26 protein-coding genes are annotated in these 25,155 nt (G+C 27.8%); 6 read left to right on the plus strand and 20 right to left on the minus strand.

The genetic code is table 11. From position 1 onward, the window contains the following. The first annotated feature begins 4 nt into the window (after nt 1-4). The 3 genes from ACY1IQ_RS16920 to ACY1IQ_RS16930 all read left to right on the plus strand — a co-directional run bounded on the left by ACY1IQ_RS16920 (nt 5) and on the right by ACY1IQ_RS16930 (nt 3,408). Nucleotides 5-1,621, plus strand: coding sequence for a GxGYxYP domain-containing protein (locus ACY1IQ_RS16920; RefSeq protein WP_461615076.1), 1,617 nt, complete (start codon nt 5-7; stop codon nt 1,619-1,621). Nucleotides 1,622-1,905: 284 nt separating this feature from the next. Beyond that, the gene (locus tag ACY1IQ_RS16925; protein WP_461615077.1) at nt 1,906-2,931 is read left to right on the plus strand and encodes a branched-chain amino acid aminotransferase; all 1,026 of its coding nucleotides are present in this window, start codon (nt 1,906-1,908) and stop codon (nt 2,929-2,931) included. 327 nt (nt 2,932-3,258) lie between these two features. Next, nucleotides 3,259-3,408, plus strand: a complete 150-nt coding sequence (locus ACY1IQ_RS16930) for a polynucleotide phosphorylase (RefSeq protein ID WP_461615078.1) — start codon at nt 3,259-3,261, stop codon at nt 3,406-3,408. A 108-nt stretch (nt 3,409-3,516) separates the two neighbouring features. Here the strand turns inward: ACY1IQ_RS16930 and ACY1IQ_RS16935 are convergent, their stop codons facing one another. From ACY1IQ_RS16935 to ACY1IQ_RS16950, 4 genes are all read right to left on the minus strand, one after another. Beyond that, nucleotides 3,517-4,125: a cyclase family protein gene (locus tag ACY1IQ_RS16935; RefSeq protein ID WP_461615079.1), complete on the minus strand. Its 609-nt coding sequence runs from the start codon at nt 4,123-4,125 to the stop codon at nt 3,517-3,519. A 106-nt stretch (nt 4,126-4,231) separates the two neighbouring features. Continuing rightward, a complete protein-coding gene (locus ACY1IQ_RS16940) occupies nt 4,232-4,375 on the minus strand; it encodes a hypothetical protein (RefSeq protein ID WP_461615080.1) in 144 nt (47 codons plus the stop codon). Then, nucleotides 4,362-5,042 carry a cyclic nucleotide-binding domain-containing protein gene (locus ACY1IQ_RS16945; protein WP_461615081.1) on the minus strand — a complete coding sequence of 227 codons (681 nt, stop codon included), beginning with the start codon at nt 5,040-5,042 and terminating at the stop codon, nt 4,362-4,364. Before ACY1IQ_RS16945 ends, ACY1IQ_RS16940 begins: the two co-directional genes overlap by 14 nt. 126 nt (nt 5,043-5,168) lie before the next feature. Then, nucleotides 5,169-5,522 carry a winged helix-turn-helix transcriptional regulator gene (locus tag ACY1IQ_RS16950; protein ID WP_461615082.1) on the minus strand — a complete coding sequence of 118 codons (354 nt, stop codon included), beginning with the start codon at nt 5,520-5,522 and terminating at the stop codon, nt 5,169-5,171. A gap of 250 nt (nt 5,523-5,772) precedes the next feature. Between ACY1IQ_RS16950 and ACY1IQ_RS16955 the strand changes: the two genes are divergently transcribed. Then, nucleotides 5,773-6,327 carry a flavodoxin family protein gene (locus ACY1IQ_RS16955; protein WP_461615083.1) on the plus strand — a complete coding sequence of 185 codons (555 nt, stop codon included), beginning with the start codon at nt 5,773-5,775 and terminating at the stop codon, nt 6,325-6,327. A 119-nt stretch (nt 6,328-6,446) separates the two neighbouring features. On the opposite strand, the gene ACY1IQ_RS16960 is transcribed toward ACY1IQ_RS16955, so the two are convergent. The 8 genes from ACY1IQ_RS16960 to ACY1IQ_RS16995 form a co-directional block, all read right to left on the minus strand. Continuing rightward, the gene (locus ACY1IQ_RS16960) at nt 6,447-7,589 is read right to left on the minus strand and encodes a hypothetical protein (RefSeq protein WP_461615084.1); all 1,143 of its coding nucleotides are present in this window, start codon (nt 7,587-7,589) and stop codon (nt 6,447-6,449) included. 10 nt (nt 7,590-7,599) lie between these two features. After that, nucleotides 7,600-8,874, minus strand: coding sequence for a hypothetical protein (locus tag ACY1IQ_RS16965; protein WP_461615085.1), 1,275 nt, complete (start codon nt 8,872-8,874; stop codon nt 7,600-7,602). A gap of 7 nt (nt 8,875-8,881) precedes the next feature. Next, on the minus strand, nt 8,882-9,757 hold the full coding sequence (locus ACY1IQ_RS16970; RefSeq protein ID WP_461615086.1) for an ABC transporter ATP-binding protein: 876 nt from the start codon (nt 9,755-9,757) through the stop codon (nt 8,882-8,884). Nucleotides 9,758-9,759: 2 nt separating this feature from the next. Next, nucleotides 9,760-10,521 (minus strand): hypothetical protein, encoded by a 762-nt coding sequence (locus tag ACY1IQ_RS16975; protein WP_461615087.1) that lies wholly within the window; start codon nt 10,519-10,521, stop codon nt 9,760-9,762. Then, a complete protein-coding gene (locus ACY1IQ_RS16980) occupies nt 10,514-11,068 on the minus strand; it encodes an RNA polymerase sigma factor (protein ID WP_461615088.1) in 555 nt (184 codons plus the stop codon). The genes ACY1IQ_RS16975 and ACY1IQ_RS16980 overlap by 8 nt, the downstream gene beginning before the upstream one ends. A 748-nt stretch (nt 11,069-11,816) precedes the next feature. Next, a complete protein-coding gene (locus tag ACY1IQ_RS16985) occupies nt 11,817-13,169 on the minus strand; it encodes a serine hydrolase (RefSeq protein ID WP_461615089.1) in 1,353 nt (450 codons plus the stop codon). Nucleotides 13,170-13,415: 246 nt separating this feature from the next. After that, complete coding sequence (locus ACY1IQ_RS16990; protein WP_461615090.1) at nt 13,416-13,865, minus strand: MarR family winged helix-turn-helix transcriptional regulator; 450 nt, start codon at nt 13,863-13,865, stop codon at nt 13,416-13,418. 244 nt (nt 13,866-14,109) lie between these two features. Then, nucleotides 14,110-14,997 (minus strand): LysR family transcriptional regulator, encoded by an 888-nt coding sequence (locus ACY1IQ_RS16995; protein ID WP_461615091.1) that lies wholly within the window; start codon nt 14,995-14,997, stop codon nt 14,110-14,112. A gap of 269 nt (nt 14,998-15,266) precedes the next feature. Here ACY1IQ_RS16995 and ACY1IQ_RS17000 point away from each other — a divergent pair, with 269 nt between their 5' ends. After that, the gene (locus ACY1IQ_RS17000) at nt 15,267-16,652 is read left to right on the plus strand and encodes an MATE family efflux transporter (RefSeq protein WP_461615092.1); all 1,386 of its coding nucleotides are present in this window, start codon (nt 15,267-15,269) and stop codon (nt 16,650-16,652) included. A 192-nt stretch (nt 16,653-16,844) separates the two neighbouring features. Here the strand turns inward: ACY1IQ_RS17000 and ACY1IQ_RS17005 are convergent, their stop codons facing one another. Then, a complete protein-coding gene (locus ACY1IQ_RS17005; RefSeq protein WP_461615093.1) occupies nt 16,845-17,789 on the minus strand; it encodes a helix-turn-helix transcriptional regulator in 945 nt (314 codons plus the stop codon). Between the two features lie 303 nt (nt 17,790-18,092). Further along, on the minus strand, nt 18,093-19,034 hold the full coding sequence (locus ACY1IQ_RS17010; protein ID WP_461615094.1) for an IS982 family transposase: 942 nt from the start codon (nt 19,032-19,034) through the stop codon (nt 18,093-18,095). A gap of 432 nt (nt 19,035-19,466) precedes the next feature. On the opposite strand from ACY1IQ_RS17010, the gene ACY1IQ_RS17015 reads away from it, so the two are divergent. Next, on the plus strand, nt 19,467-20,396 hold the full coding sequence (locus ACY1IQ_RS17015; protein WP_461615095.1) for a hypothetical protein: 930 nt from the start codon (nt 19,467-19,469) through the stop codon (nt 20,394-20,396). Nucleotides 20,397-20,682: 286 nt separating this feature from the next. Here ACY1IQ_RS17015 and ACY1IQ_RS17020 read toward each other — a convergent pair whose 3' ends face one another. From ACY1IQ_RS17020 to ACY1IQ_RS17045, 6 genes are all read right to left on the minus strand, one after another. Continuing rightward, complete coding sequence (locus tag ACY1IQ_RS17020; protein ID WP_461615096.1) at nt 20,683-21,309, minus strand: non-canonical purine NTP pyrophosphatase; 627 nt, start codon at nt 21,307-21,309, stop codon at nt 20,683-20,685. A 604-nt stretch (nt 21,310-21,913) separates the two neighbouring features. Continuing rightward, a complete protein-coding gene (locus tag ACY1IQ_RS17025) occupies nt 21,914-22,186 on the minus strand; it encodes an ATP-binding protein (RefSeq protein WP_461615100.1) in 273 nt (90 codons plus the stop codon). After that, complete coding sequence (locus ACY1IQ_RS17030) at nt 22,183-22,332, minus strand: hypothetical protein (RefSeq protein ID WP_461615097.1); 150 nt, start codon at nt 22,330-22,332, stop codon at nt 22,183-22,185. The genes ACY1IQ_RS17025 and ACY1IQ_RS17030 overlap by 4 nt, the downstream gene beginning before the upstream one ends. Before the next feature lie 505 nt (nt 22,333-22,837). Then, nucleotides 22,838-23,473, minus strand: a complete 636-nt coding sequence (locus tag ACY1IQ_RS17035) for a VanZ family protein (protein ID WP_461615101.1) — start codon at nt 23,471-23,473, stop codon at nt 22,838-22,840. Nucleotides 23,474-23,762: 289 nt separating this feature from the next. Beyond that, nucleotides 23,763-24,656, minus strand: coding sequence for a VanY-A/VanY-F/VanY-M family D-Ala-D-Ala carboxypeptidase (vanY, locus tag ACY1IQ_RS17040; protein ID WP_461615098.1), 894 nt, complete (start codon nt 24,654-24,656; stop codon nt 23,763-23,765). Between the two features lie 109 nt (nt 24,657-24,765). Continuing rightward, the coding region (locus tag ACY1IQ_RS17045) for a sensor histidine kinase (RefSeq protein ID WP_461615099.1) at nt 24,766-25,155 on the minus strand (390 nt) is incomplete at its 5' end.

Genomic DNA, 25,155 nt, shown 5'->3' on the forward strand with positions numbered 1-25,155 from the left:
TTCTATGAGATCAAAAAAACTTTTAAGTAAAGTCCTTATATTCTTTGTTTTTTCTATAATATTTCTTAATATATTTGTATTATCAAATAATGTCTATGGAAATAGCTCTTATTACATAAAAAATTCAAAGAAGCCAAAACATCTTTACGTTGTAAATCAAGATAATATAACTAATGCAGAAAATACAATGATAGTTACTCTTCAAGGGTTAATATCTAATCGTTCAACTTCACAAATTTATACTTTAAATTCAAATGAACCTGATTATAAAATATGGCTTGATGACTTAAAAAATAATTATAGAGTTAGCTATGAGATTGTTACAGATCCATGGAAACTATTAGATACATTTAAATCTTATATAGATGGTTATGTACTTTATAGCGATAAGATAGAAAAAGATCCTTCAATAAATAATGCTTGTTCTTTAGCATCCTTAAAAAGAAGTATAGTTGTTGAAGAATCTCTCGAAACTAAAGTTAAATCTTATGGTATAACAAAGCTTCAAGGAGATTGCAGAAACACAGATAAATACTGGGCTTATAACAACTTATGGAACTCTGGATTAAATCATTCAATTGTAATTCAATTATCTTCAGATAAATTTTCTCCATTACGAGATTATGCCATAATGACAAAATCTCTAGTATTTTTCGAAAATAACTCCAATGATCTACCACTTAGTAATAAAGTATTTAACTCCATGGATGATGATTCCGTATGTTTAGGATGGGGTGAAGATGAATATACTAATGTAAGTACAGCTTCAAAATATGGTGTAAGCATAGTTCCTGCAGATTGGTCTTATAATTTAACTGTATTAAGTGCTTTTCCATCATTACCTATAACTCAAAAAAAACAAGTTCCTCCTCCTGTAGAAAATGATGTACATTATGTTACATTTATTATGTCTGATGGCGATAATCAACAATGGAATCTTGGTAGTAATTATGGTTCTCTAAAGTGGTATGGCTCTCCTTATAGAGGAAACTTTAATATGGGGTGGTCTATAAGTCCATCTATATATTATCTAGCTCCTACGGTTTTAAACTTATATTACAAAAATGCTAGTAGTGGAAATAATAATGATAATTTTGTCGTATCTCCTTCTGGAAATGGATATATGTATCCAAGTCAATTTCCTACTACATCATTGAATTCTTATGTAAAAAGATTAAATAATTATATGAAAAAAGTTGATCAAAAATATGTAGCTATACTTGATAATGACTCCTTTTATAAAAATGATCTTTGGGATAAATATACTAAAGAACCTAATATTCAAGGGTTATTTTATCTTAACTATCATAAACAAAATGATTATCATGGAGAAATTATATGGTCCAATAATAAACCCATAGTATCTTGTAGAGATTTGCTCTGGGCCGGTCTTCAAGATGAGAATATGTTAGTTTCAGAAATTAATAATAGAATTAATTTAGGTTATACAAATATCCATGATGCAAACTCATACTCCTTTGTGTACGTACATGCTTGGACTAAAGATATGAGTAGTATTGAAAATGTTGTAAATCAATTGAATAAAAATCCTAAGGTAAGGATAGTTACTCCAGAAGGATTTATGATTCTAATAAATAGGAATCTAAAAAAAGATAGATAGTTTACTTATAGTAATGCTATCTATTTTTTTATTTATTTTTCATAATTATATTAAAATTACAAGCTATTATATGTATTAAAGATCTATAGTATTAACAGAGATTAAAATTATATCTTCTATTTTCAAAAACTTACTATTATTCGAACTATTCAAAGAAAAACTATGATTTAATTTCTTCTTATAGTCAATATTAACTTAATTGTAATTAGACATATATAAATTCGCGTGTTAATATAAAATTATAGAATATAATTTTAGGATATAATTAATTAGGAGGAATTTCTATGGATAAAGCTTTAAACATTGATTGGAGCAAATTAGGATTTGCTTATATTAAAACAGATTTTCGTTATATTTCAAAATGGAAAGATGGAAAATGGGATGAAGGAGAACTTGTTCAAGACAACACACTTGCTATAAGTGAAGCATCTACAGCACTTCATTATGGACAACAATGTTTTGAAGGATTAAAAGCTTATAGGACAAAAAGTGGTAAAATTCAGTTATTTAGAGTAGATGAAAATGCTAAAAGAATGAATAAAAGCTGTAAACGTTTGCTAATGCCTGAGATTCCAGAGGAAAAATTTATTGATGCATGTATTCAAGTAGTTAAAGCAAATGAAGCTTATGTTCCACCTTATGGTACAGGTGCAACTCTTTATCTTAGACCTTTTTTAATAGGTGTTGGAGATAATTTAGGTGTTAAGCCAGCTCCAGAGTATATATTCTGCGTATTTTGTTCACCAGTTGGACCATACTTTAAAGGCGGAATGACTCCTGTAAACTTTATTATTACAGATTATGATAGAGCAGCTCCACTTGGAACAGGTGCTGCTAAAGTAGGTGGAAACTATGCTGGAAGCCTATTGCCTCATGATGAAGTAGTAAAAAAAGGATTTGCAGATTGTATTTATCTTGATCCAGCAACTCATACAAAAATAGAAGAAGTTGGAGCAGCTAATTTCTTTGCAGTTACAAAAGATAATAAGTTTGTTACTCCAAAATCACCATCAATTCTTCCTAGTATAACTAAATACTCTTTAATGCATGTTGCTAAAGAATATTTAGGAATGGATGTAGAAGAAAGAGATGTTTTAATTGATAAATTAGACGAGTTTGTAGAAGCTGGTGCTTGTGGTACAGCAGCAGTTATAACACCTATTGGAGGAATTGAATATAAAGGAAAGATGCATACCTTCTATAGTCAAAACGAAGTAGGACCTATAACTAAAAAGCTTTATGACACTCTTTATGGAATTCAATTTGGAGAAGTTACACCACCAGATGGTTGGATTTTTAATGTACTGTAATATCTAGACATGCTATTGGAAAAATTAATTTATATACAATATCACTAATTACCTTAGTATTACAACTTAAAATAATTCATACTGCCAAATTCATAATTTATGATGGAAATTAGCCAAATTAGGATTGATTTCCATCATATTTTTTTATTAATAATACAATTAGTAATTTCTACAAAAAATTAATCCGTCATCTCAATAATAAATTAGTAGCAAATTTATTATTAAAACACTATAAAATATTTCTTATTATTTAATTTAAATTAGTGCAAAATCTACCACACATATTTGCAAAGTCAGCTGGAAATAACTAAATATGAGGTGATAAATATGATGAATAATAATACTTCAAATTCTTCTAATGATATTAAATACGCAGATTTACATGAGACAGAAGAAAAAAGACTTAAAGAAATAGAACAACAATTTAATAGTGAATTTGGAACTGAATACTATTTAATGGTTATGAAAAAAGCTTAAACTTAAGAGAGCTATTGATATAATAATTATCAATAGCTCTCTTAAGTTTAACTTCACATAAAAAATTTAATTTCTATAAATTTTTTAATATACATATCATTTTATATATTAAAACTCAACTAATATTCTTGTAGGTAATGCGTCTAATTTTTCCATTTTTATTGGCATACAATAAACTTTAAAATCTTTCTTAGGAATCTTGCTTAAATTAGTTAAATTTTCTATTCCATATATGTTATTATCTGCAAATAAATTATCAATAAATCGGTGGTTTTTCCCACGACCAAATCCTAAAGCATCAATACCTACCATATTTACTTTTTTATCAATTAAATAATTTATAACTTCTATTGATACTTCAGGGTGATCTTGATACTTTTTCTCATCATCTAAATATTTATCCCAATTAGTTTGAAAAAATACATATATGCCTTCCTTAATCATAGATAAATCTAAATCTCTTAACTCAATAGGTCTATTTTCTATATGGGAAACATCAAATTTTATTCCCTTTCTTATCAATCTATCTAATTCTATTTCAACAACACTCATTGTATCTATATGAGTACCTGAATTGTGAACTGCACCAGAAAAAAAGGTAGTGTCATATTCTTTTTCAGTACCTTCAAAGCATTTAACTTTTTCAACTTTTAATGTTGGAGCACCTTTTATATAATTCATTCCTAATTTGCCAACTTGAGTAACATCAATTAACATAAACTAAACTCCCTCCACTCAACTTATATTTTTAGAAATATATAATAAAAAATTTTTAAAAATTAATTTACTATTCTAATACTTTTATTTATTTTCTAACTCTTCTTTAGATTTCTTTTATATAGTATTTTTTAATAGCTTTAACATATTTGTCTATAATATCAACTATATGATATTCAACTTCATTTAAATTTTTATATCTGTATGATTCTCTTAAAGCTGTATTTATAGTTTTATCACCACTCTGCATTTATTGATAATTTTTCTAGCTTCTCCTTATCTAAAATACATATAGTTGATTTATCTTTATTTATAACTTTCTCTTCAGATAAATCTCTTATAATTCTACTTAGGTGCCTAGGACTACACCCTAAGTTAAAGGCTGTATCAGATAAATTAAACTTTTCTATTTTATACTCATTTTCCGGAAGTACAGTAACTAAGTAAGTAGCAAATCTATTTATTAAAGGATACAACATACTATGAAACAATTCTCTACAGGTCTTCGATAATTTTTTACTTAAAAATTTGCAAACTGATTTATAAAACTCAACATCCTTAGATAAATGCAATAAAACATCTTCAATTGAAATTCCAATTAAAATTGTTTCTCCTACAGCTTCCACATTATGCTGATAACTTAGTTTTTCTAGTAACTCTAAATCTCCTAACATATCTAAAGGATTTGAAAAATCTAATAAAAAGATTTTTCCATTCTCTGTTAGAGAATATACTTTTGTTTTTCCTTCTACTAAAAAATATATATAATCAATTTTCTCTCCGCATCTATATATAATTTCCCCTTTACGAAAGATATGTAATTGCATATATTTAGTCATATCCTCTTCAAATAAGCTATAAATATTAAATTTTTCAATATAAAAATTTAGTTTTTCATTATCTTTTAATATTTCCATAGCTATCACCATTCTTATTATAAATTATTTTTTCATTATAGTATCAGACATATGTCATTGCTTTTAATAAAATATTTTATTTCAAATACCTAATATATAAATTATCATTTTTGACTAGTAGTATATCTATATTTGTCCACAAAGGGGACTAATCAACTTATACATTCCATTCATATTTTTCTCTCCCCATTGGCATATCAACTGTAAAATAGGAAAAATTGTCTTACCTTTCTTAGTTAAACTATACTCTACTCTTGGAGGAACTTCTGGAAATATAACTCTTTTTACTAGTCCATCCTCTTCTAATTCTCTTAATTGATGAGTTAACGATTTATGAGAAATTTTTGTTAAGTATGATTTTATCTCACCAAATCTTTTCGTTCCTTCTTGATATAAAAAATATAGTATTAAAGGCTTCCATTTTCCCCCTATCATATCTAAAGTTACTTCTATTTCACATACAACTTCTTTAATTGTCATAAAATAATACTCCTTAATTTTATTTATTAGTTACCAGTTGGTTACTATTTGCATAAAAAGTGCGTACTTAACGCCATAAATAATAAACACTATAATATTATCATATTAACTAATAGTTTAGAATTTAATTATAGGATTATTTACAATCAATTATAACTTTCTCAAATAGCGAATAGATTGTAATGGCTAAAGAATTCTATAGAAATTTTTTACCAACCAATCATTATATAAATTAACACGAGGTATAAAAATGGAAATATTAGCATTATTTGGTAGTCCAAGAAAGAAAGGAAACACTTCCATATTATTAGATCAATATCTTAAAGGCATAAAAGAAGCTAATAGAAATATAGAAATTACTAAAATATATCTACATGAAAAAAACATACGTAATTGTACTTCATGTAACTTTTGCCATAACATTGATATTGGTCAATGTTTTATAAAAGATGATATGCAAGAACTTTATATCAAATTTAAAGAAGCAGATATGATTGTTTTTGCAACGCCTATTTACTGGTGGAACATTTCAGCACAAATGAAATTATTTATAGATAGAATTTATGCTTTAGATGTAGGACAAGGATACTTTACAAATAAAAAAGTTTCTCTTCTTATGACTTATGGTGTAAATCTTCCTAATAAAGGACCAGAAATTGTTAGAATTAGTTTTGAAGAAATATGTAAATATACAGATATGAATTTAATTGATGTATATGGAGTATGTACTGACGAATATTTACAAGTAACTGAAAACCCTAAGGCTCTTCAAGATGTACATGACATGGGGCTAAAAATTTCTTAAATTAACCTATTTATTCTATAAACTTTTATTTATAGGCTTAAAAATAAAGCAATCTTATATATATTTAGTTAAGATTGCTTTATCTAAAATATTATTTATTATATATATTTATATAAAATTTAATTAACAATATCTAATGTCTTTTCTTTTTTCCATCTTATTACTATAAGTATTGTTCCAATAATAATCAAAGAAAAATAAGTTATAGGTATGAAATATTTAGGTAGATAAATATCTGTAATCCTACCTATAATACGTGGAAGCAGCTTGCTAATAATAAAAATTATAGGTATTTGCACTCCAATCAAAGTTATATAGTTGTCTACAATACTTGATATAAACATTACTATTAATCCAATAACAAAGCTTAATATATACACAGCTATTACTGTAATAACTATATACTGCATAAATGTTAAATCATACCAGAATAAATAGCTACCAAAAACTGAATTTATATTAGAATTGAAAAACATTTCTACATTGTTAAATGAATAAGCTATGGAAAAACAAAGAAGTTGAATAGTTGTTATTACAAAAGAAGCTATTAATCCAGAAGCCACCTTCTTTTTAAATAAATTCCTTCCATTTTTAGATGTCTGCTGAAGAAGATTTACTTTATTCAACTTATCTTTTAAAAATATAGGCGATATCATGAAAATTATGCTTATTATTACTAACATAGCTACATATTTTATTAAAGAATTATAATTTTCAAAAATTAGATAAGGAAAAATAGACTCATACTCTCCGCTACTAGCTATTTCCTTAATTCGTTTTTCTTGTTTCTCATTTATTGTCTCATATGTAGATTCCATCCACTCATCTTTGTGCTTATAATCTTCTATTAGTTGTTCTCTTGCTTGTAGTTGCCAAAATATATCTGATCTTACCTCAAAGAAAACATAATTATGTAGATTATTTAACTTTTCTATATCTTGATCCATATTTTTAAATCTTTCGTAAGTAGTTATCCCTTCATCTACAAATTCTTTCTTTGATTGAAGATATCTATTTGCCTCTTCTACTTGTTTATTATAAGTATCTTTGAAATGTTCAAATTTCTCTTCATCCATCTCTTCGCCATAATTATTTATCATTTCAACACCTATATTATAGTAATCTAATTCTGGTCTTCCGTTAGGAAAATGCTCTATATAAAAACTAATAAATAGAAAATACATTATTATACTGATAATCATAAGTACAGATACCATCTTTAGGCTGAATATTTTCTTTATTTCATTTAAAACTACTTTCATTTATGCCCTCCTAATATATACTTTCTCTTTTAAATCTTTTAATACATAAGGTACATAGGATTATTAATAATACGGACCATACACCAACTGTAATTATTTCATAATATTTAAATACTGTAGACACGCCATTTCCCATAAACCATAAAGAAGGATTTAAAATAAGGCAAAAAGGTGTAAATCCAGTAATAAAAATAGCATTAGAACTGGTTGGCATAAAGCCTGGTATCAATATACTTCCTCCAAAGATTATGGTAAATATAAAAAATACAATATAACTATTTTTTATAAATTTTGATATTACAAAGGTAATGCCAGCAAAAAGTAATTCACATATATAAACTACTCCAATAGCAGAAAGTAAATATTGAGCAAAAGACATATTCCACCATGACATGTAAGGTAATTTATCTTCCCAGTTAAAAGCAGTACTTATTGAAACATTCCAAAGTCCTGAATAATCAAATAAGATAAAATAAGCAAGCAAAGTAAATCCCATAATAATAGTTGTAACTATTATAGTGGAAATTATTGAAGCAAATAGCTTGTCCATAATAATCTTTCTTCCCCTTTTAGAGGAGTATGCTAAGTGATAAGTACTGTTTTCAAACTCATAGTTAACTAAATAGGCTGTAATTAGAATAACTATTGTCATTATTTCAAAAATGAGACTCTTAAATAGAGTTTTAAATAGAAAAGAATGCATTCCATAAATTTCTCCTATAAAGAATAGGTTTTTATGCTCTCCATTTTCTTTTAATTTTTCAAATCTGTCACCTAATTTTTTATATTCATTTCTTAAAGTATCAGCAGCTTTTCCACTAAGTCCAGCTGAATTTATTGCACTCTCTGCAATAGTCATTGTATCAATAGTACTATATCTTTCATCAATATTTTTTATAAATTGGTGATATATTTCTACAATACTTAACTCACTGATAAATTTTTTCTCCTCTTCGTTATAAATGTCTCCTTTATAACCCTGTGGTGAATATTCATTATCCTTAAAAAGTTCTAATACACTTTCATAACTTTTAGAAGTTTTTTTAGAAGTAATTTCATTCATTTTATTTAATTCATCATTATAATAATTATCAAACTCATTAACCATTTTATCGTTAATTTCATATCCAAACTTATCTACAATTTTATTTAAAACCTTAAGTTCATTTCTAAAATATCCGCTATTGAATATAATAAAAAAATTAAAGGCTATAAATACCGTCAAAAGTGATAGTATTATAGGAGATGTAATGGCCTTTTTAAGCTCGTACATTTTTATTCTCATAAAATATCTACACCCTCTCTAATGGTTCATCTCTATATTCATAAAGAAATACATCTTCTAAGCTTGAATTAACAGCCTTCCATGCACTATCAGATTTTCCTTTACATATAAACTTTACTTTCATCTTACCTTCTTCCTGTTTTTCTGATAATGAAAAATACTGTTTTCTAAAATTAGAAGCAGCATCAAAATCAATTTCTGTTTCATATACCATCCCTTGAATGTTTTTACATATATTATTTATACTGTCTTTATAAAGTATTTTTTTGTCCTTTATCATAACAATTTCATTAGCTATTGATTCAACATCAGATACTATATGAGTTGAAAGAATAACTATCCTATCCCTTGACAGCTCAGTAAGTAAATTTCTAAAACGAACCCTCTCTTTTGGATCTAAACCAGCAGTAGGTTCATCTAATATAAGAATTTTAGGATCATTAAGCATTGCTTGAGCTATGCCTACTCTCTGAATCATTCCACCAGAAAATTTTCTCATCTTTTTATTAGCTACATCTTCAAGAGCAACTAATTTCAAAAGTTCTTCTATTCTTTCCTTAGCAACATTATTATCTATACCTTTTAGTGCAGCTAAATAAAGTAAATATTGTTTTGGACTATAATTTTTATAATATCCAAATTCTTGAGGTAAATAACCTAATATATCCCGATATTCATCATCCATTTTCACTATATCTGCCCCATTATAAAGGATTTCCCCTTCATTAGGAAAAATTAGCGTGGTTAGCATTTTTATCAGTGTGGTTTTTCCTGCCCCATTTGGTGCTAATAGTCCATAGACTCCATTTGCAAACTCAAGATTAATATTTTTAAGCACAGAAAAATTTCCATAGCTTTTGGTAACATTGTTTACTACTAACATTTTTAAAACACTCCTTTTACAGCTCTAAAAGTAATAAGCTTTTTTAAACTTTTCATATAACTACATCCACAGGCAATTATTACGATTAAGTATACATATATAGGTATATTCATAAGCAATTTATTATAAAGATTCATATTAAGTATACTTAATGCTAAATTTATAAATATCCATCCTCCAATTACAAAGTACTTTGTAAAACTTGAACCTATTTTAGTTATTAAATATAAAAAAACAGTAGAAAATAAAAATAATGCTGTAACTGAAATCATGAATCCCTTTAAAAAGTTTATTTGTCCATATCTAATGAAAATTCCATATATATATATTCCATTAGCTATAATACAAATAATACTAAAGATAAGCATTCTCAATGCTGCTAATTGATATATATTATATTTACACACCATCTCTATTTCATAGGTGCCCTTTTGCTTTGTATTAACAAAAGAAAATAATGACATAATTAAATATAATATTGGAGAAATCATAAATATGAGAGAATATATTACCTCATATTCCATATTAGGATTCTTGCTAATATCTACAGTAAGAGAAATTAATATAGGCAATATTAATATTATAAGAAGACTAATCTCCCCTATATCGTGAAATAGATGCTTAAAACCAATCTGCCTATACATATTTTTTAGATGTGAATAAAATGATTCTTTTGGCTTAATCCCCTTATTTATAATAGTTTTAATTTGAGCTTCTATTTCTAAGTCATCAGGCATTTCTATATGAAACTTCTCCTTATTCATATTGCGCCTCCTTTAATATTTTTCTTATTTTCTTAAGAGCTGCATAGTACTTAGTTTTAACAGTAGATTCTGGCATTTGTACTATATTTGATATGTCTAAGAATGTACTCTCCCCAAAAATTTTTAATCTAAATATTTGTTGTGTTATCCCATCAAAATTATTTACTATATCAATAATTCTTTGAACATCTTCTCTATACTCTATATTGATTGTAAAATCTTCCTCGTCATATATATCATAATCTTCAATTGTAACCGCTATACTGTTATATCTATAGTACTTGGAGCGATAATAATCTACCACTCGATTAGTAGCTATTTTATACAGCCACGTTCTAAAAGAAGCTTTTTTCCCCTCATAGTTATTTATTGATTGCAACATACTTATAAATATTTCTTGTGTTAAATCCATAGATAGTTCTTTATTAATTGTTTGCTTATACACATATGCATATATTTCCTTATAATATATAGAAATAAGCTCATTTGCTGCAGCTTTGCTTGCTTTCAACTTAATTTCCTTTATCAATCGTTTTTCTTTATCCATATTTCACCACTTACTTAACTATTTTCATGAAAATGATCAGTGAGACTTTTTTTCATATTCCTTATATAAATTTAATATCTTAAAATGTAGCTTATAATTTTGTATAGATGTTTCTTTAAGTATTCAATTCACAACTTAGTTCAATTCACAATGCAAAATTCACAATTGTGGATATTTCTCAGCAAAAGCTGAGAAATAAGGAATTAATTTGTAAAAATTAATTTCAACCACAATTGTCAATTTTCCATTCTCAACTCTTAATTGGTTAAGTTCCCTAGGGGTGGATACTAGCAATTATTTTGATGCATATAAGCCTTAGGTTGGGTACATTCATATATTCGTAATGGTATTATAAATAGTTTTAATTTGCTTAAAATTTTATTTAATAAAAAAATTAACGCCACCAGTTATTTACTGTTGACGTTAATATTGTAACTATTTTGATTATAACTTATTCTACTATAGAGACTTAGATAATAAGGAATAATATATCGATAAACTACCTTAAAATTAATGTACATCTTTATGGTATTTTAATTCACAATTCACAATGCAAAATGCACAATTAAGGTGGGAATTATTTTTGATCAAAATAATTTCTTTAATGGATTTTTTAACTAGCAGTACAATTGCTAGCGTTTTATTGTAGTGACGAATAGTGTTCGCCAGTTCTTTTAATTTAATATTTATTCAATGATATATGGTGAACACTGTTCACTGCTATAGTTAATCAATTTTAAATTTTTCTTTAATCAACTCGAATTGCGCTTTCACCGCCAGATTGATAAATGACTAATTCGCAAACTTTGCCTTTTTCATCTTTTAAAAACTCTACTTCAACTAAAACATGCTTTATAAAGAACCTTGTTTCTGATAAAGGTAGTAATTCACATGATGATTTCATTAACATTTGAAGAAATAATTTTTCATCTTTTTTTGTAACTATTATTTTTAGCTCAGGAGCTAAAAGGTATGTTCCTATATATTCATCATAAACACTTTTATCTATATTTGCTACCTCTTTTTCCTTAGGAACTTCTGGAATGGTATATGGCTTATCAAACAAGATTTGCTGCACTGCTAAAATAGTTTGCTGCTGAAGATCTATATTTTGTTCAAAATTGCATAGATATATAATTGTTTTATCCTTATCTATATAACGAAATAAATAATTATTATATCCTGGCCATCCACCACTATGACTAACTATCTTTCCCATATCATCATCATGATCAATAATCCATCCAAATCCATAATCAAAGGTTTCTTTATTATTTAAACATACTGGTGCAAAGGCTTCTTCTAATGTTTTTCTAGTCACTAGCTTTTCCGAATATAATGCTCTATCCCAAATAAAGAGATCTTCAACATTTGAACTTATCATCCCATCTCCCTGCATTCCATCTAAGAATACAACATATTCTGTTCCAGCTAATTTATCTGGAAGCTCATATTTTTCTGACTCATGAGAGTACACATATCCATAAGCATAATCAGATATTTCTTCCTTATTATATCTACGGTTATATACTCTTGAATTCTTCATACCAAGTGGCTGAAAGATGTATTTATCCATACATTCCTCAAAACTCATCCCTGTTACTCTTTCTATAATCAAAGCAAGGACAACATATCCAGTATTACTATACTCCCACTTTTCATTAGGCTCAAAATACATAGCTGGTTTATATTTTTTTAGCATTTCTAATACGTCTTGATTGTTAGCAATATTGTCACGATTCCATTTTTCTATAAAAAGAACAGAATAATCTGGTAAACCGGATGTATGATTAAGAAGTTGTCTAATCGTAATTCCCTTATAAGGAAAGTCTGGAATCCATTGCTCAATTAAGTCTTCATAATTAAGCTTTCCTTGTTCCTTTAAAATCATAATTCCCATGGCAGTAATTGGCTTAGATACAGAGGCTAATTCAAATACAGAATCAGTAGTTAGTAAACGATTCGTTGATATATCTGCAATACCAAAAGCCCCTTTATAGATTATTTCCCCGCCATCTGCTACTAAAACTGCTCCATTAAATTGACTTTTATCAGCTAAATTCATAAATAAATTATGAATTTTATCTTGCTTTTTATTCATAAAAATTCCCCCTTTGAATTAACATTTAAAATAAAATAATTAATAAAACATTTTAAGAATACATTTTGTACTAGAATAAAATTGATTAAGATAATTATGTCACTAATAGGTTTTAACAACACAATATGATACAAAATATAACTAAATACTAGCTAATTATCTTTTGAAGATGCTTACAATTTTTCTAACGAAAATGCTTTAATTATATAAATATTTTAGGTTACTTAAATGAAGAGTAAAAAAAAATTATTTTTGTTCTAGTTCTTTTTCAATGACCTTCTTAAATTTTAGTGAGAGTTTTCTTAAAACTACAATTTCATCCCAGTCTAGCTTTGAGTAAAAGCGACTAATAATAGAACGCTCAACTTCTTCGCATCTTTTAAAATAATTAATACCTTTTTCATCCATTTCAACAAATATCTCTCTACGATTACTAGGATTAATCTCTCGCTTTATATATCCTTCTTTTTCTAATTTACTGACGATTTGACTAACTGCACTAGATGTAATCTCCATAGCTTCAGCGATTTCACTTATATTGAGGCTTCCATGTTTATGCACCAACTCAAGCAAAATACCTTGTTTTGTGGTGATTTCATCATCCATTAAATCTTTATATTCCTGTAATAACATCATATTACATGCATAGTCCGCTTCTCTCATCTCTTTTACATATTGAATCAATTCCTCATTCATTTTAGCAACCTCCATTGTTAAGATAACTTAATAATTAACTTGTATTAATAATACATCTTTTTCTTCTCTTTTGTCAAGCATGTTATAATTAAAAATATTAAATTCCAATTTATAAAGAGAACTGGCGAACACTGTTCGCCCCTACAAAAGCATATTAAAGAAATTAGTTTAATTAAAACTAATTTCCACCTAAATTATCAATTGTCAATTTTCAATTCTCCATTGATGAAATTTTTCATTGATTCTATATATTGTCAGAATGCATCTCCTTTAAAAGCTTAATAAAGTTTTCAGATGTCTTGGATAAATAATGATCTTTTAACCAAATTAAGCCTGATTGTGCAATAAAATTATCATCATCAATTTCATATATCCTTACATCGTATCCTTTATGTATTTTAAGTACCGCTTCAGGAATAATAGTTGTACCAAAACCTGAGGATACTAATTCTAATAAAACTAATATGTCCGAGCATTCACATATTATATTTACATTCAAATCACGATGTAAAAATGGTTCTAAAATCATATTATATAGCCCTAATCCTTCAGTACTAGGTACTATGAGTGGATACTTCTGTATTTGTTCATAAGATATCTTTTGCGAAGGTAGTATTATTTTACTTGACGTTACAAAACAAAATTTTTCTGATTTAAAATGAAAAACAGAAAAATCTTTTAACTCGACTGGCATTCTAACAATAGCTAATTCAATAGCTCGTTCTTTCAACAGCTTGCATAGTTGTCCCGATTCATTTTGTTGAATTTTATAAGATACATAAGGGTATCTCTCTTGAAAAATACTAAGTAAAGTAGATAATTTATAATATGATAGTGTGTTTACACCAATTAGTAATTTGCCTCTTACACCACTCCCTATTTCTTTAATCTCAATATTAGATTCTTCCATAAGATTTACTATATTTAAAGCATTCTTGTAAAGTGCTTTTCCAGCATCAGTGAGCTCAAGAAATTTTCCGCTTTTACTAACCAACTTAACCCCAACCTCCTCCTCCATAGCACTTAGTTGCTGGCTTAAAGGAGGTTGAGTCATGTGAAGTTTTTTAGCAGCAGCAGTAATTTGTTTTTCTTCAGCAATAGCAATGAAATACCTTAATTGTCTAATATCCATAATCATATCTCCCATTTTGTATATGAGAAACATATACAATTCAAATAAAAATAATATTTTCCATATACTCATTTATATGTTACCATAAATTTGGTATTTGAATACGATTTTGCTTATTGCATTACCTTATAAACTTAACAAATAAAATTATATAAAAGAAATAGCTCTCTTTATATAATAGTAAAACCTCTACTAAAGAACTTTAGTTATAATCTTTAATTTATAACTAAAACTTTTTATTTATAAATATTATTTCAAAATAAAGGAGTATGCTCACTATGGTAATGGATATGAAAAAAGGAAGTCCAACAAAACTTATATTAAACTTTGCCTTTCCAATGCTTATTGGAAATATATTTCAGCAAGTATATAATATGGTTGATTCTATTGTAGTTGGCAGATTTGTAGGTAAAAATGCCCTTGCTGCTGTTGGTTCATCTTTTTCCCTTATGAACTTTATTACTTTATTAATAATTGGATTATGTATGGGAAGTTCTATTGTCATTTCTCAATATTTTGGTGCTGAAGACTATGAAGGGTTAAAACGTGTAGTTTCAACATCTTTTATTTTTATGTTTATATTTACTGTACTTTTATCAATTTTAACATTTTTATTTACAAAACCTCTTTTAATGTTGATCAAAACTCCAGCTGAAATATTAGAAGACTCTACTTCTTATCTTCAGATTGTTTTTGCTGGATTAATATTTACGTTTTTATATAATGCATCAGCATCACTGCTAAGAGCATTAGGTGATTCAAAAACATCCTTATATTTTTTAATTATCGCCTCTATTATTAATATTGTATTAGATCTTGTATTTGTTTTAAATTTTAAAATGGGCGTTGCAGGGGTTGCATATGCTACCGTTATAGCTCAAGCTGTTGCCTCAATTTTAAGTTTAATATACGCTTTTTCAAAAGTTCCTATACTAAGAATGAAGAAAAAAGAATTTGTATTTGATCGTACAATTTTTCCAGTTATAGCGAAGTATAGTTTCTTAACTTCTATACAACAGTCTATTATGTCTATAGGTATGGTAGCTGTGCAAGGTCTTGTTAATACATTCGGCGCAGATGTAATAGCAGCTTTTACTGCTGCTGGAAAAGTTGATTCACTTGCATATCTCCCTGTTCAAGATTTTGGTAATGCCTTTTCAACTTATGTAGCTCAAAACGTAGGAGCAGGTAAAAAAGAAAGAGTACATGAAGGAGTAAAATCTGCTGTTAAAATAATTATTGTTTTCTGCATTATTTCATCTATTTTAATTTTAATGTCATCCGAATATCTCATGAAAATATTCGTTGACTCAAGTGAAGTAAAAGTAATAGAAACTGGTATTGAGTATATATCTGTAGTTGGAGTATTTTATATGTTAATTGGCTTTCTTTTTATGTTCTATGGTTTCTTTAGAGGGGTAGGTAATCTTACAATGTCTGTAGTATTAACAATAGTATCTCTTGGTACCCGTGTACTAATGGCATACTCTCTTTCTTCTATTTCATATATTGGACAAAAAGGTATCTGGTGGTCCATACCTATTGGATGGATTTTAGCAGATATCCTTGGATTTATAACTTATAAAAAAGGTAAGTGGCAAAATAATATTATTAATTTAAAAGATAAAATAACTGAAGAAGAAGAATGTATTTAGTCATAATTCACAACTTTATTCAATTTACAATTCACGATGCACAATTCACAATTATGGATATTTCTCAGTGGAAACTGAGAAATTTAAAATTAATTAACTGTAGCGGCGAACGCTGTTCGCCGCTACAAAACTAATTCCAACTTTAATTATGAATTGTGTATTATTTAACTTTACCTATAATTGTTTTTAACTTTACCTATAATTATTTTTTATTTTATCTATCTTATCTAAAATTAAATCTACTACTTCTTTAGGTGATTCAACAATTACATCTGTACCTACACCTAATAAAAAATCTGCATAATATTCTGTATCCCTTATATCTATAGTTGTATCAATACTCCCAGTACCATCATCATTAGTCTTTATTTTTTTATCCATCCATGGTTCTAACTGACACTTTCTAACTCCTTTTTTAGAAAGTCTTACTTTTAACCTTAGAGTTTCTTTAGGCTTTGATGGTTCAAACCAATCTTTTAAAGTTATATTGCTAATAGAGTTTTCTATAATTGCCTCTTCATTTATGCTTGCTGATTTAATATAGTCAACTCGAAATAATCTGTAAGATTGTTTCTTTAAACAAAAGGCTGGGCAGTACCAATAGCCATTATGCGAATATATACCAATAGGTAAAATCTCTCTATAGCTAATCCCACTCATAGATTCATATTTAATTGATAAAACACTTCTTTGAATTACTGCTTCTAAAATAAATTTTAAATAGGAATTCTTTTCACTTCTTCTTGGTACCCAAAATAAAACTCGGTTCCTCATCACATCAATTTTATCTTTCGTATTATCTGGAAGATAATTATAAAACTTATTTAATGCAGATATAGTATCATCTTCAAAAGGTAGTGATTCATAATTTTGAAGAGATTGATAAGCAAAAAATATTGCTATAGCCTCATTTTCCGTAAATGCTATAGGAGGCAATATCTTTTTATTTAATAATCTATATCCTCCTTTAGGTCCAAGCTCTGTATATAGTGGAACTCCTAGATCTTCTAAATCTTTTAAATCTCTTTGTATTGTACGTATTGAAACTCCAAATTCCTCTGCTAATTCCTTTGCTGTAAAGTTTTGTTTTCTATTAATAACAATTATTAAATCTACTAATCGTTTAGATTTATTCATAATTTTAGCTCCTAGAATATGTTTTTTACTCATTATAGTCTTCTTATAATAAATACGTCAATAGATGTCATAAATACATGTTACATTTATATTGATAATAAAAAAATTATTATTTAGGGGGTTAAATTATGTTTAAAAAATTAGAATGCGTGTCTCTTTATACTTCTGATATTAAAAGTTCTGTTTATTTTTATATTACTTTAACCTGTTGTGCTAAAAGATAATTTTTCATTAATAGGATTATTATTCCATAGTACATTGGCATAGTAATCCTAAGAATTTAAAATGTTCTTTTAAAAAGTTTTATCCAAATATTAAATCCTTGATTTTTGCAATATTAGGATTAATATTTAAGATTTTATTTATGAAAAAACAAAGATTATAGGCTAAAATTTTATTTGTTATTCTAGAAACTAGTCCCCACATAGATTTTGCTAAAACTCTTTGGATATTTAATTGTCCAGAAAGCTGAGAAAAAGAAGTTTCAACTCTTCGACGAGCTTTAAAAATCATTCTCCTGAACTGTTTTGAAACTTTAACTTTAGAGTTAGTACGCTTTATAGTTACTAGGTTTATGTGATTTTCAGATTTCAAATGTAAAGCTAGGCTTTCTCCAATATAACCTTTATCTCCAATAACTGTTGTAAATGGAGCGGTAGCTGTTAAGTCCCATATTGCGACTCTATCGTCTGTATCAGCTGGAGTTAAGATGAAATCTGATATATATCCATCTAGAGCTATGATAGCATGTAATTTAAACCCATAGTAAGTTTGTTTCTTGGAAGCACATTTACCGTAGGCAGCCTCCGGCTTAAAAGATCTGTGAAAGTGTGCCCTACCAAAAGCGCATACTGGTATAGGCATACTATCTATGATTCTAACCTGATCATGTTGATAGTTAAGGAAACTTGTTAGTTCCTTACGAATAACTTCAACTACTTTAAAAAGAGATTTTCTAGTTCTATGAAATCTTGTTCTAGTACAAAATTTAGGAAATAAATCTCTTAGATTTTTTCGAGAAAATCCAAACCATGCTTTTTCAGAATCAATAGTTAAAAGTTCACCCACTAAGGATAGAGTTATAATTTCACTATCTGACATTATTGCTTTATCAATGTTGCGGCGATACTTTATGTATGCTGGAGTTACTTTTTGGTAAATATCATCAATTATAACATAAATGACAGTAATAAAATCTTTTAAGTTGTTTATTGTTATGGTAGAATTTTTATTAAGCTCTAGCATATTGCTTTCCTCCTATCATTGATTGTTGGTTCTTTTGATGATAGATTAGCAAAAATGCTAGAGTTTTTCTATTTGTAAATATTGCTAATGATTAACTAGCACAACGAGTTACTTTAGGTTTAAAAGAAAATTGGAAAATTGAAAGAAAGCTAGATGATGGTAAACTTTGGACATTAATTGGATTAAAGTTTCCTGAAGAAAATAGCTCAGAGCTTGTTATTCAAAATAATGCTGATATCAATGTAACAGATATTGAAATATATGTAGATGATGTTATAGAGGCATACAATAACTTAAGTAAAAATCCTAATGTAAATTGGATTAGAGAACCTTTTAAAACTGAATCTGGTCATGTTGCAGTATTAGAAGCTCCAGATAAGAATGTGTTTGTATTAGTGGGAAAATAATATATTGATTGAGAGGATTAATTACATGATTTCATATAGAGGAAATGGCTCATATTGCTATTCTAACTCTGCTTCTATGCTATTATCTACAATAGGTGAAGATGTAAGTCCTTCTTTAATAGAAGTGCTTACAGGATTTTCATTAGGTGCTTCTATTGAAGATGATTTACTGTTTTTTGATAACTCTATAATTAGTCCAGATGTAGCAATTAATGCAGCATTTCATTCATTAGGTTTCAGTATAAATGAAAGAGTTAGCAATTATGGAGATAAACTTCCCTTAGAAGAATTTTTAAAAGTTCTATCTATTTATCCGGCTATGTTAGGACCTTTAGATATGGGACTCTTGACATATTTACCAAATCATAAATATCTAAGTGGATCTGATCATTATGTTTTAGCCTTACAAATGGATAACGATGAAATATTATTGCATGATCCACATGGTTACCCTTTTGTATCATTATCTTTAAGTCAATTAGATCTAGCTTGGAAAGCTGATAAGATACACTGTAAAAAAGGGCCTTATCATTACTGGTTTTCTCCTAAAAAAGAATTAAATCTAAGTGAAGATGAGATTTTTTTAAGAGCAATTAATAATTTCAAAACCATATATATAACTCAACAAAAGGCAATGGAAAAATCTAAAATGCCTTTTGGAAAAGAAGCAATAAATATAAAAGCAAATGAGTTTAAAAATAGAAAAATTACGAATCGAGAAATGTCTCATTTAATATATTTTGCATTTCCATTGGCAGCTAGAAGAGCACAAGATTTCGCAAAATATTTTAATAATCGAAACGGTATAATATCAACACTAAAAGAAAAACAATCTAGATTATTTGGCAAATGCCAAACCCTAGCAACATTAAATTACTTAGATGATGTAGCTGATACACTTAAAACCATAGCAGATATTGAAGATGACATTAAAACCGCTATACTAAACTTATAATAAATAAGTCATCTGAAATAAAAAAAGAGTTCGTTGAACTTCTTTTTCTAATTCACAATTCACAATTATGGATATTTCTCAGCAATTGCTAAGAAATTCAAAATTTATTAATTGTAGCGGCGAACAGTGTTCGCCACATACTGACTAGCAATACAATTGCTAGTTGAAAGTCTATTCAAGAAATTATTTTGCTAAAAAATAATTTCATCCTTAATTGTGCATTGTGAATTTTGCATTTTGCATTGGTTTAAGTTGTGAATTGAATAAAGTAATGCTAACATTAAAATTAATATTCAGCATACTTTAATGCTGTTCTCTTAAAAAATTCTCTAAATCCTTTATTCTGAATATCATCATCTTTACTTTTCTTATTATTCTCCATATCAATATAATACATATTGCTTTCTATATCTACTGAAAGTGAATCTAAAGGGAATCCCTCATTTCTTTTTTTATGAGGTTTTGAAGATATTATAAAACTTCCTGTTCCTATATCTTCTCCATCATATTCAAATATGTTTTTATCATCCATCATTAGACATATACCGTTTTTATATCTTGCCTTTGCTTGTCCTCCTAACTTTTTAGCTAAGGAGCTATAGTAATCTATCATCTCTTCATCATTTAAACTTCTTCCATTCACTCTTCTAACATGCACTCCAGGTTGATTTTCTTTACTTAATCCTTCTATGTACAGTCCTGAGTCACAAGAAAATACTGGACTTTTATAAGTCTTATAATATGCAAGAGCTTTAATCCTAGCATTTTCTAGTGGCTCATTACCACTTTCATCTACTTCATCAAACTTTAAATTAATATCCTTTAATCCTATAATTTCAATATCTAATCCTTCAAGGACTTTTTTCATATGTGCTAATTTTGCTGGATTAGATGTACCATATAACAGCTTCATATTTTCACCCCTAAAATTAATATTTTTTATAATAAATTTAAGGTAATTATCTATTTACTAATTTCTATTTTATTATAAGTTGAGAAATAAACCTACTAATTTTGGATGAACAAGTAGGTTTATATGTATAGCCCAATATAACTACACCCTTGAGTTTTTCAATTCACAATTCACAATACAAAATGCACAATTGGTGTAAAACCTTATTCTAAAAATTCAAATGCTATGATATTACGAGCATTTTCAACTAATTATCATCATCAATGAAAAGGATATGCTAAGAAATCATTGTTGTTATTACCTGAATTTGTACGAAAAAACTATCCATATATCAGTGAAATTGTATTAGCAGTAAATATAAAAATACAGCTGCATAATCACTATATAAAAAATGTGGCTACATTGATGAAGGTATACATAAAATGAGTAAAAAAGGGAAACTTATTATTATGAGCTTTTATTTATAGAAAACGCTTCGTAAAGATTTTTTCTAAGTAATAATCGAAATGAAATAGACTTAATCCTACATTTGCAGTATTAAGTCTATTTTTATATTTTCTTTCACTACTCTTTTTATTAAATCCATGTATGTTGTTATTACCCGTTATTTTTCCGCCATATATGTATTTTTAAAAGGTAATTCTATCATAAAGTAAATTTTTCCCTCATCTACCTTATAAGTTATATATCCATTATTCTTTTCTGCTAATTCTCTGCATATAAATAGACCCAATCTAGAACTTATTTGGGCATGGTCTCCATAATTATACTTAGTAAAAGATTCTAATAAATTTTCTTTAATTTCCTTCGGAATAGGAAGGCATTTATTTTCTATAATTATATAAATATTATTTTCACATTTGCACTGAATATTTATTCGCCCGTCTTCACTATATTTATTCCATTATCTATTAAATTCACAAGAATAGTTCTTATATCTTCTTTTACAGCAAAAATTACAGCGTCATCACCCTTTAAGTTAATATCTATTTTTTTGTTTTTTAAACACAAGCTCAAATTCATATATGATTTGAGTTAATAATTCTTTAATATTAAAGTTTTGAGAAATGCCTTACTAAAAACTATAAACACCTATCCTCAAAAATCCCTTTATATCAATAACTTTCCCCTTTCAAAATGGAGAGAAAGGGATAAAAATAGACTTTTAAGGATATCATTTGAACCAAATTGAACCAAAGATAGTAGTTAGTTGAATACAAAATAATTATCATAGCATTTTAAAATTTTAATCTATTACTTGTAAAGAACTTCAGAAGGTCTCCTTTTGAAGTTTTTTGCAAGTCCAGCAAGCGAAAGCGCGGTAGAAAAATCCCTCTAAATTAAGTTTAAAACCTATCTTTATTTTCAAACTGTTATCAACTTGGTATTACAAGCAAAGAAAAAGCCTTAGAAACATTGATAATACCAAGTTCCTAAGACTATATGTCCTACTCCCATTCGATTGTAGTCTGTCATTTATACTATATTGACTTTATTTTTTGTCAAGTATTATTGATAGCGAAAAGCCCTAAATAGCAAATAAAAACATCCCCAAAAATGATAATACTAAATAAAAGATTGCTTCGTGTTTGATGACAACTGAAGATGATATTATTTCATCTTTTTCGGTGCTATTTTTTTTCAAGATGATGTGAAAGAATGCTTTAAAGATGAAATATCCGATAATAGCTCCTAGGGTGTTCATAATTAAATCATCTGTCGTTGTGGTTCGACTTTGAGTGAACAATTGACTTAATTCAATACTTAAGGATAACAAAAAGCCCGACAAGGCAACCTTTTTAATTGTTCGAAATTGTTTCCAAATCAATGGTAACAAGAATCCTAATGGTATCGTCATTATAATATTTAAAACATACGGCATCATTGACTCAGGAGAACTAGAGAATGGAACTAAATAAATTCTATCAAATCCAGATGTAGATGCGGTAACAAACCGTTGCACATCCCAAATTGTTCCTATACCTGTTACGCCATAAACAGCTGCCAGATACACTAAAAAAATAAATACCCCTAGAAAATGCTTGCGGGAAACGCCTCCTCCTTCCTTCTTCTTAGCCCTTAGATAAAATCCTATTTGAAATACAATACATAAAATAGATATGCGAATAATGTTAATTAAAAAATCAGTGTGAATAACATACATAATACATATACGAATATAGACAACTAAATACTGAAATAGTAACACAATAATCCTCCTTGTTGAATCAAGATTTAATGTTTGATATGATTATAATATCAACAAAAACTCAAGAATAAGTTAATACAATTCTTAATGTTTTCTTAATTTTTAACGCCTTTAATAAAAATCTAATTTGAAACACAATACAAAAAATAATAGTACAAAAATAAGTATACAAAACTGTAAGCATATAGAATACGTCTCCTAACTTTACATTTAAACCTATGAGTTTATCATTTTAGAACCTAATTCAAGAAAATGTGGTCACAATCACTCCATCTATATTATTACCAGATATTTCATACTGTTCATTCGCTGGTACTTCAACTTCAATTGTCTCATTTTGAGAAATGGGATAATATGAAATTGTATATTTTTTCCCATAAACACTAACAGAAATGCTCTTTTCTTCTTTTAAATAATCCAAATATTCTTCCAAAGTTAAATTCATTTCCTGCATAATCGCACTGTGAGACAAGCCGACATAGCGAATATGCCAAGGTTCATATTGAATTCCTGTAACATCCGTTTTATCCAAGGGATAGCGTAATATAAAGCCGTATTCCCAAGATTTTTTTTCTATCCACTTTCCTTCAGGCGCTTTATCCATCTCCATTTGAGTAGATCCCACATCAAGTGCTAATCCTAAATTGTGTTCGCTATGACCTGCTGGCAAAGCATAATCAGAACCCATTTCTTCGTAAAGTCTGCTTTGCTCTTCTAAGTCTCGAAAACCACTGCTAATTAAAAAGTGACAAACCCCATCTTTTTCAGCATCAGCTATCATCTCAGAAAATTTTTCAGCTATTTCTTCTGACAATTTAATTTCGCTATCAAGTAACCCATACCCCTTTGTCAATTCTTTGTGCGTAAATAAATTTATGACATCTGATTTTATACTCTTTTGGTGAACAGGATGTTCATTGTTGATCAAGAGTAGATTCCCTTGATAGATCTGTTCTTCCGTAAGCTCAATCTTTTGGATATTTTCAGCTGCCATTTTATCATCCGATGTATCTTTATCATTTTGTTCATATTTTTGAATCTCTCCTTGAATATCTACTTTATCTTGAGATATCGGTAATATATTAAAAATAAAAACTATGAATAATGCAAAGGGCAATAAAAGTCCCCACTTTTTCATTTTTAGTTCCCTCCTTAACTTAACTTGTTTATAGTATAGGAAAAACTTTTAAAATAAAAAGTGGGGTAAATATTAAATTTTCCTTAAATTTTTTACTTGGATTTTATACTTAATCTCTTTGGGAATCCTCCATTGGTAAACGGACCTCAAATATAGTGCGTATTAAATTACTTTCAGCAGTAATCGTCCCATTGTGTTGCTCTACTATATTCTTCGCAATGAATAAACTAAGACCTTTGCTATTCTCTTGATGAGTTCGTGCTTTGTCACCAGTATAAAGCATATCAAAAATATGAGGCAGTTCATCTTGAGGAATGGCATCCCCATAATTTATAACTTGAATAACTACTTCCTTTGAATCAATGAAGCCGTTGATATCTACATACTGCCCCTCATATCCATAGCGATTTGCATTAATCAGAAGATTTTCAAACACACGTGCCAACAACTCTCCATCACCCATAATAGATAAAGGAGAAGTAATATTCATTCTTGCTAT

The sequence above is a fragment of the Clostridium sp. Marseille-QA1073 genome, from assembly GCF_054863625.1.

Excerpts from the sequence above, each read along its gene's own strand:
- ACY1IQ_RS16920 (WP_461615076.1), top strand. The coding sequence starts at position 5 with ATGAGATCAAAAAAACTTTTAAGTAAAGTCCTTATATTCTTTGTTTTT.
- ACY1IQ_RS16925 (WP_461615077.1), top strand. The coding sequence starts at position 1,906 with ATGGATAAAGCTTTAAACATTGATTGGAGCAAATTAGGATTTGCTTAT.
- ACY1IQ_RS16930 (WP_461615078.1), top strand. The coding sequence starts at position 3,259 with ATGATGAATAATAATACTTCAAATTCTTCTAATGATATTAAATACGCA.
- ACY1IQ_RS16935 (WP_461615079.1), bottom strand. The coding sequence starts at position 4,125 with ATGTTAATTGATGTTACTCAAGTTGGCAAATTAGGAATGAATTATATA.
- ACY1IQ_RS16940 (WP_461615080.1), bottom strand. The coding sequence starts at position 4,375 with ATGCAGAGTGGTGATAAAACTATAAATACAGCTTTAAGAGAATCATAC.
- ACY1IQ_RS16945 (WP_461615081.1), bottom strand. The coding sequence starts at position 5,042 with ATGGAAATATTAAAAGATAATGAAAAACTAAATTTTTATATTGAAAAA.
- ACY1IQ_RS16950 (WP_461615082.1), bottom strand. The coding sequence starts at position 5,522 with ATGACAATTAAAGAAGTTGTATGTGAAATAGAAGTAACTTTAGATATG.
- ACY1IQ_RS16955 (WP_461615083.1), top strand. The coding sequence starts at position 5,773 with ATGGAAATATTAGCATTATTTGGTAGTCCAAGAAAGAAAGGAAACACT.
- ACY1IQ_RS16960 (WP_461615084.1), bottom strand. The coding sequence starts at position 7,589 with ATGAAAGTAGTTTTAAATGAAATAAAGAAAATATTCAGCCTAAAGATG.
- ACY1IQ_RS16965 (WP_461615085.1), bottom strand. The coding sequence starts at position 8,874 with ATGAGAATAAAAATGTACGAGCTTAAAAAGGCCATTACATCTCCTATA.
- ACY1IQ_RS16970 (WP_461615086.1), bottom strand. The coding sequence starts at position 9,757 with ATGTTAGTAGTAAACAATGTTACCAAAAGCTATGGAAATTTTTCTGTG.
- ACY1IQ_RS16975 (WP_461615087.1), bottom strand. The coding sequence starts at position 10,521 with ATGAATAAGGAGAAGTTTCATATAGAAATGCCTGATGACTTAGAAATA.
- ACY1IQ_RS16980 (WP_461615088.1), bottom strand. The coding sequence starts at position 11,068 with ATGGATAAAGAAAAACGATTGATAAAGGAAATTAAGTTGAAAGCAAGC.
- ACY1IQ_RS16985 (WP_461615089.1), bottom strand. The coding sequence starts at position 13,169 with ATGAATAAAAAGCAAGATAAAATTCATAATTTATTTATGAATTTAGCT.
- ACY1IQ_RS16990 (WP_461615090.1), bottom strand. The coding sequence starts at position 13,865 with ATGAATGAGGAATTGATTCAATATGTAAAAGAGATGAGAGAAGCGGAC.
- ACY1IQ_RS16995 (WP_461615091.1), bottom strand. The coding sequence starts at position 14,997 with ATGGATATTAGACAATTAAGGTATTTCATTGCTATTGCTGAAGAAAAA.
- ACY1IQ_RS17000 (WP_461615092.1), top strand. The coding sequence starts at position 15,267 with ATGCTCACTATGGTAATGGATATGAAAAAAGGAAGTCCAACAAAACTT.
- ACY1IQ_RS17005 (WP_461615093.1), bottom strand. The coding sequence starts at position 17,789 with ATGAATAAATCTAAACGATTAGTAGATTTAATAATTGTTATTAATAGA.
- ACY1IQ_RS17010 (WP_461615094.1), bottom strand. The coding sequence starts at position 19,034 with ATGCTAGAGCTTAATAAAAATTCTACCATAACAATAAACAACTTAAAA.
- ACY1IQ_RS17015 (WP_461615095.1), top strand. The coding sequence starts at position 19,467 with ATGATTTCATATAGAGGAAATGGCTCATATTGCTATTCTAACTCTGCT.
- ACY1IQ_RS17020 (WP_461615096.1), bottom strand. The coding sequence starts at position 21,309 with ATGAAGCTGTTATATGGTACATCTAATCCAGCAAAATTAGCACATATG.
- ACY1IQ_RS17030 (WP_461615097.1), bottom strand. The coding sequence starts at position 22,332 with ATGAATTTGAGCTTGTGTTTAAAAAACAAAAAAATAGATATTAACTTA.
- ACY1IQ_RS17035 (WP_461615101.1), bottom strand. The coding sequence starts at position 23,473 with ATGTATGTTATTCACACTGATTTTTTAATTAACATTATTCGCATATCT.
- vanY (WP_461615098.1), bottom strand. The coding sequence starts at position 24,656 with ATGAAAAAGTGGGGACTTTTATTGCCCTTTGCATTATTCATAGTTTTT.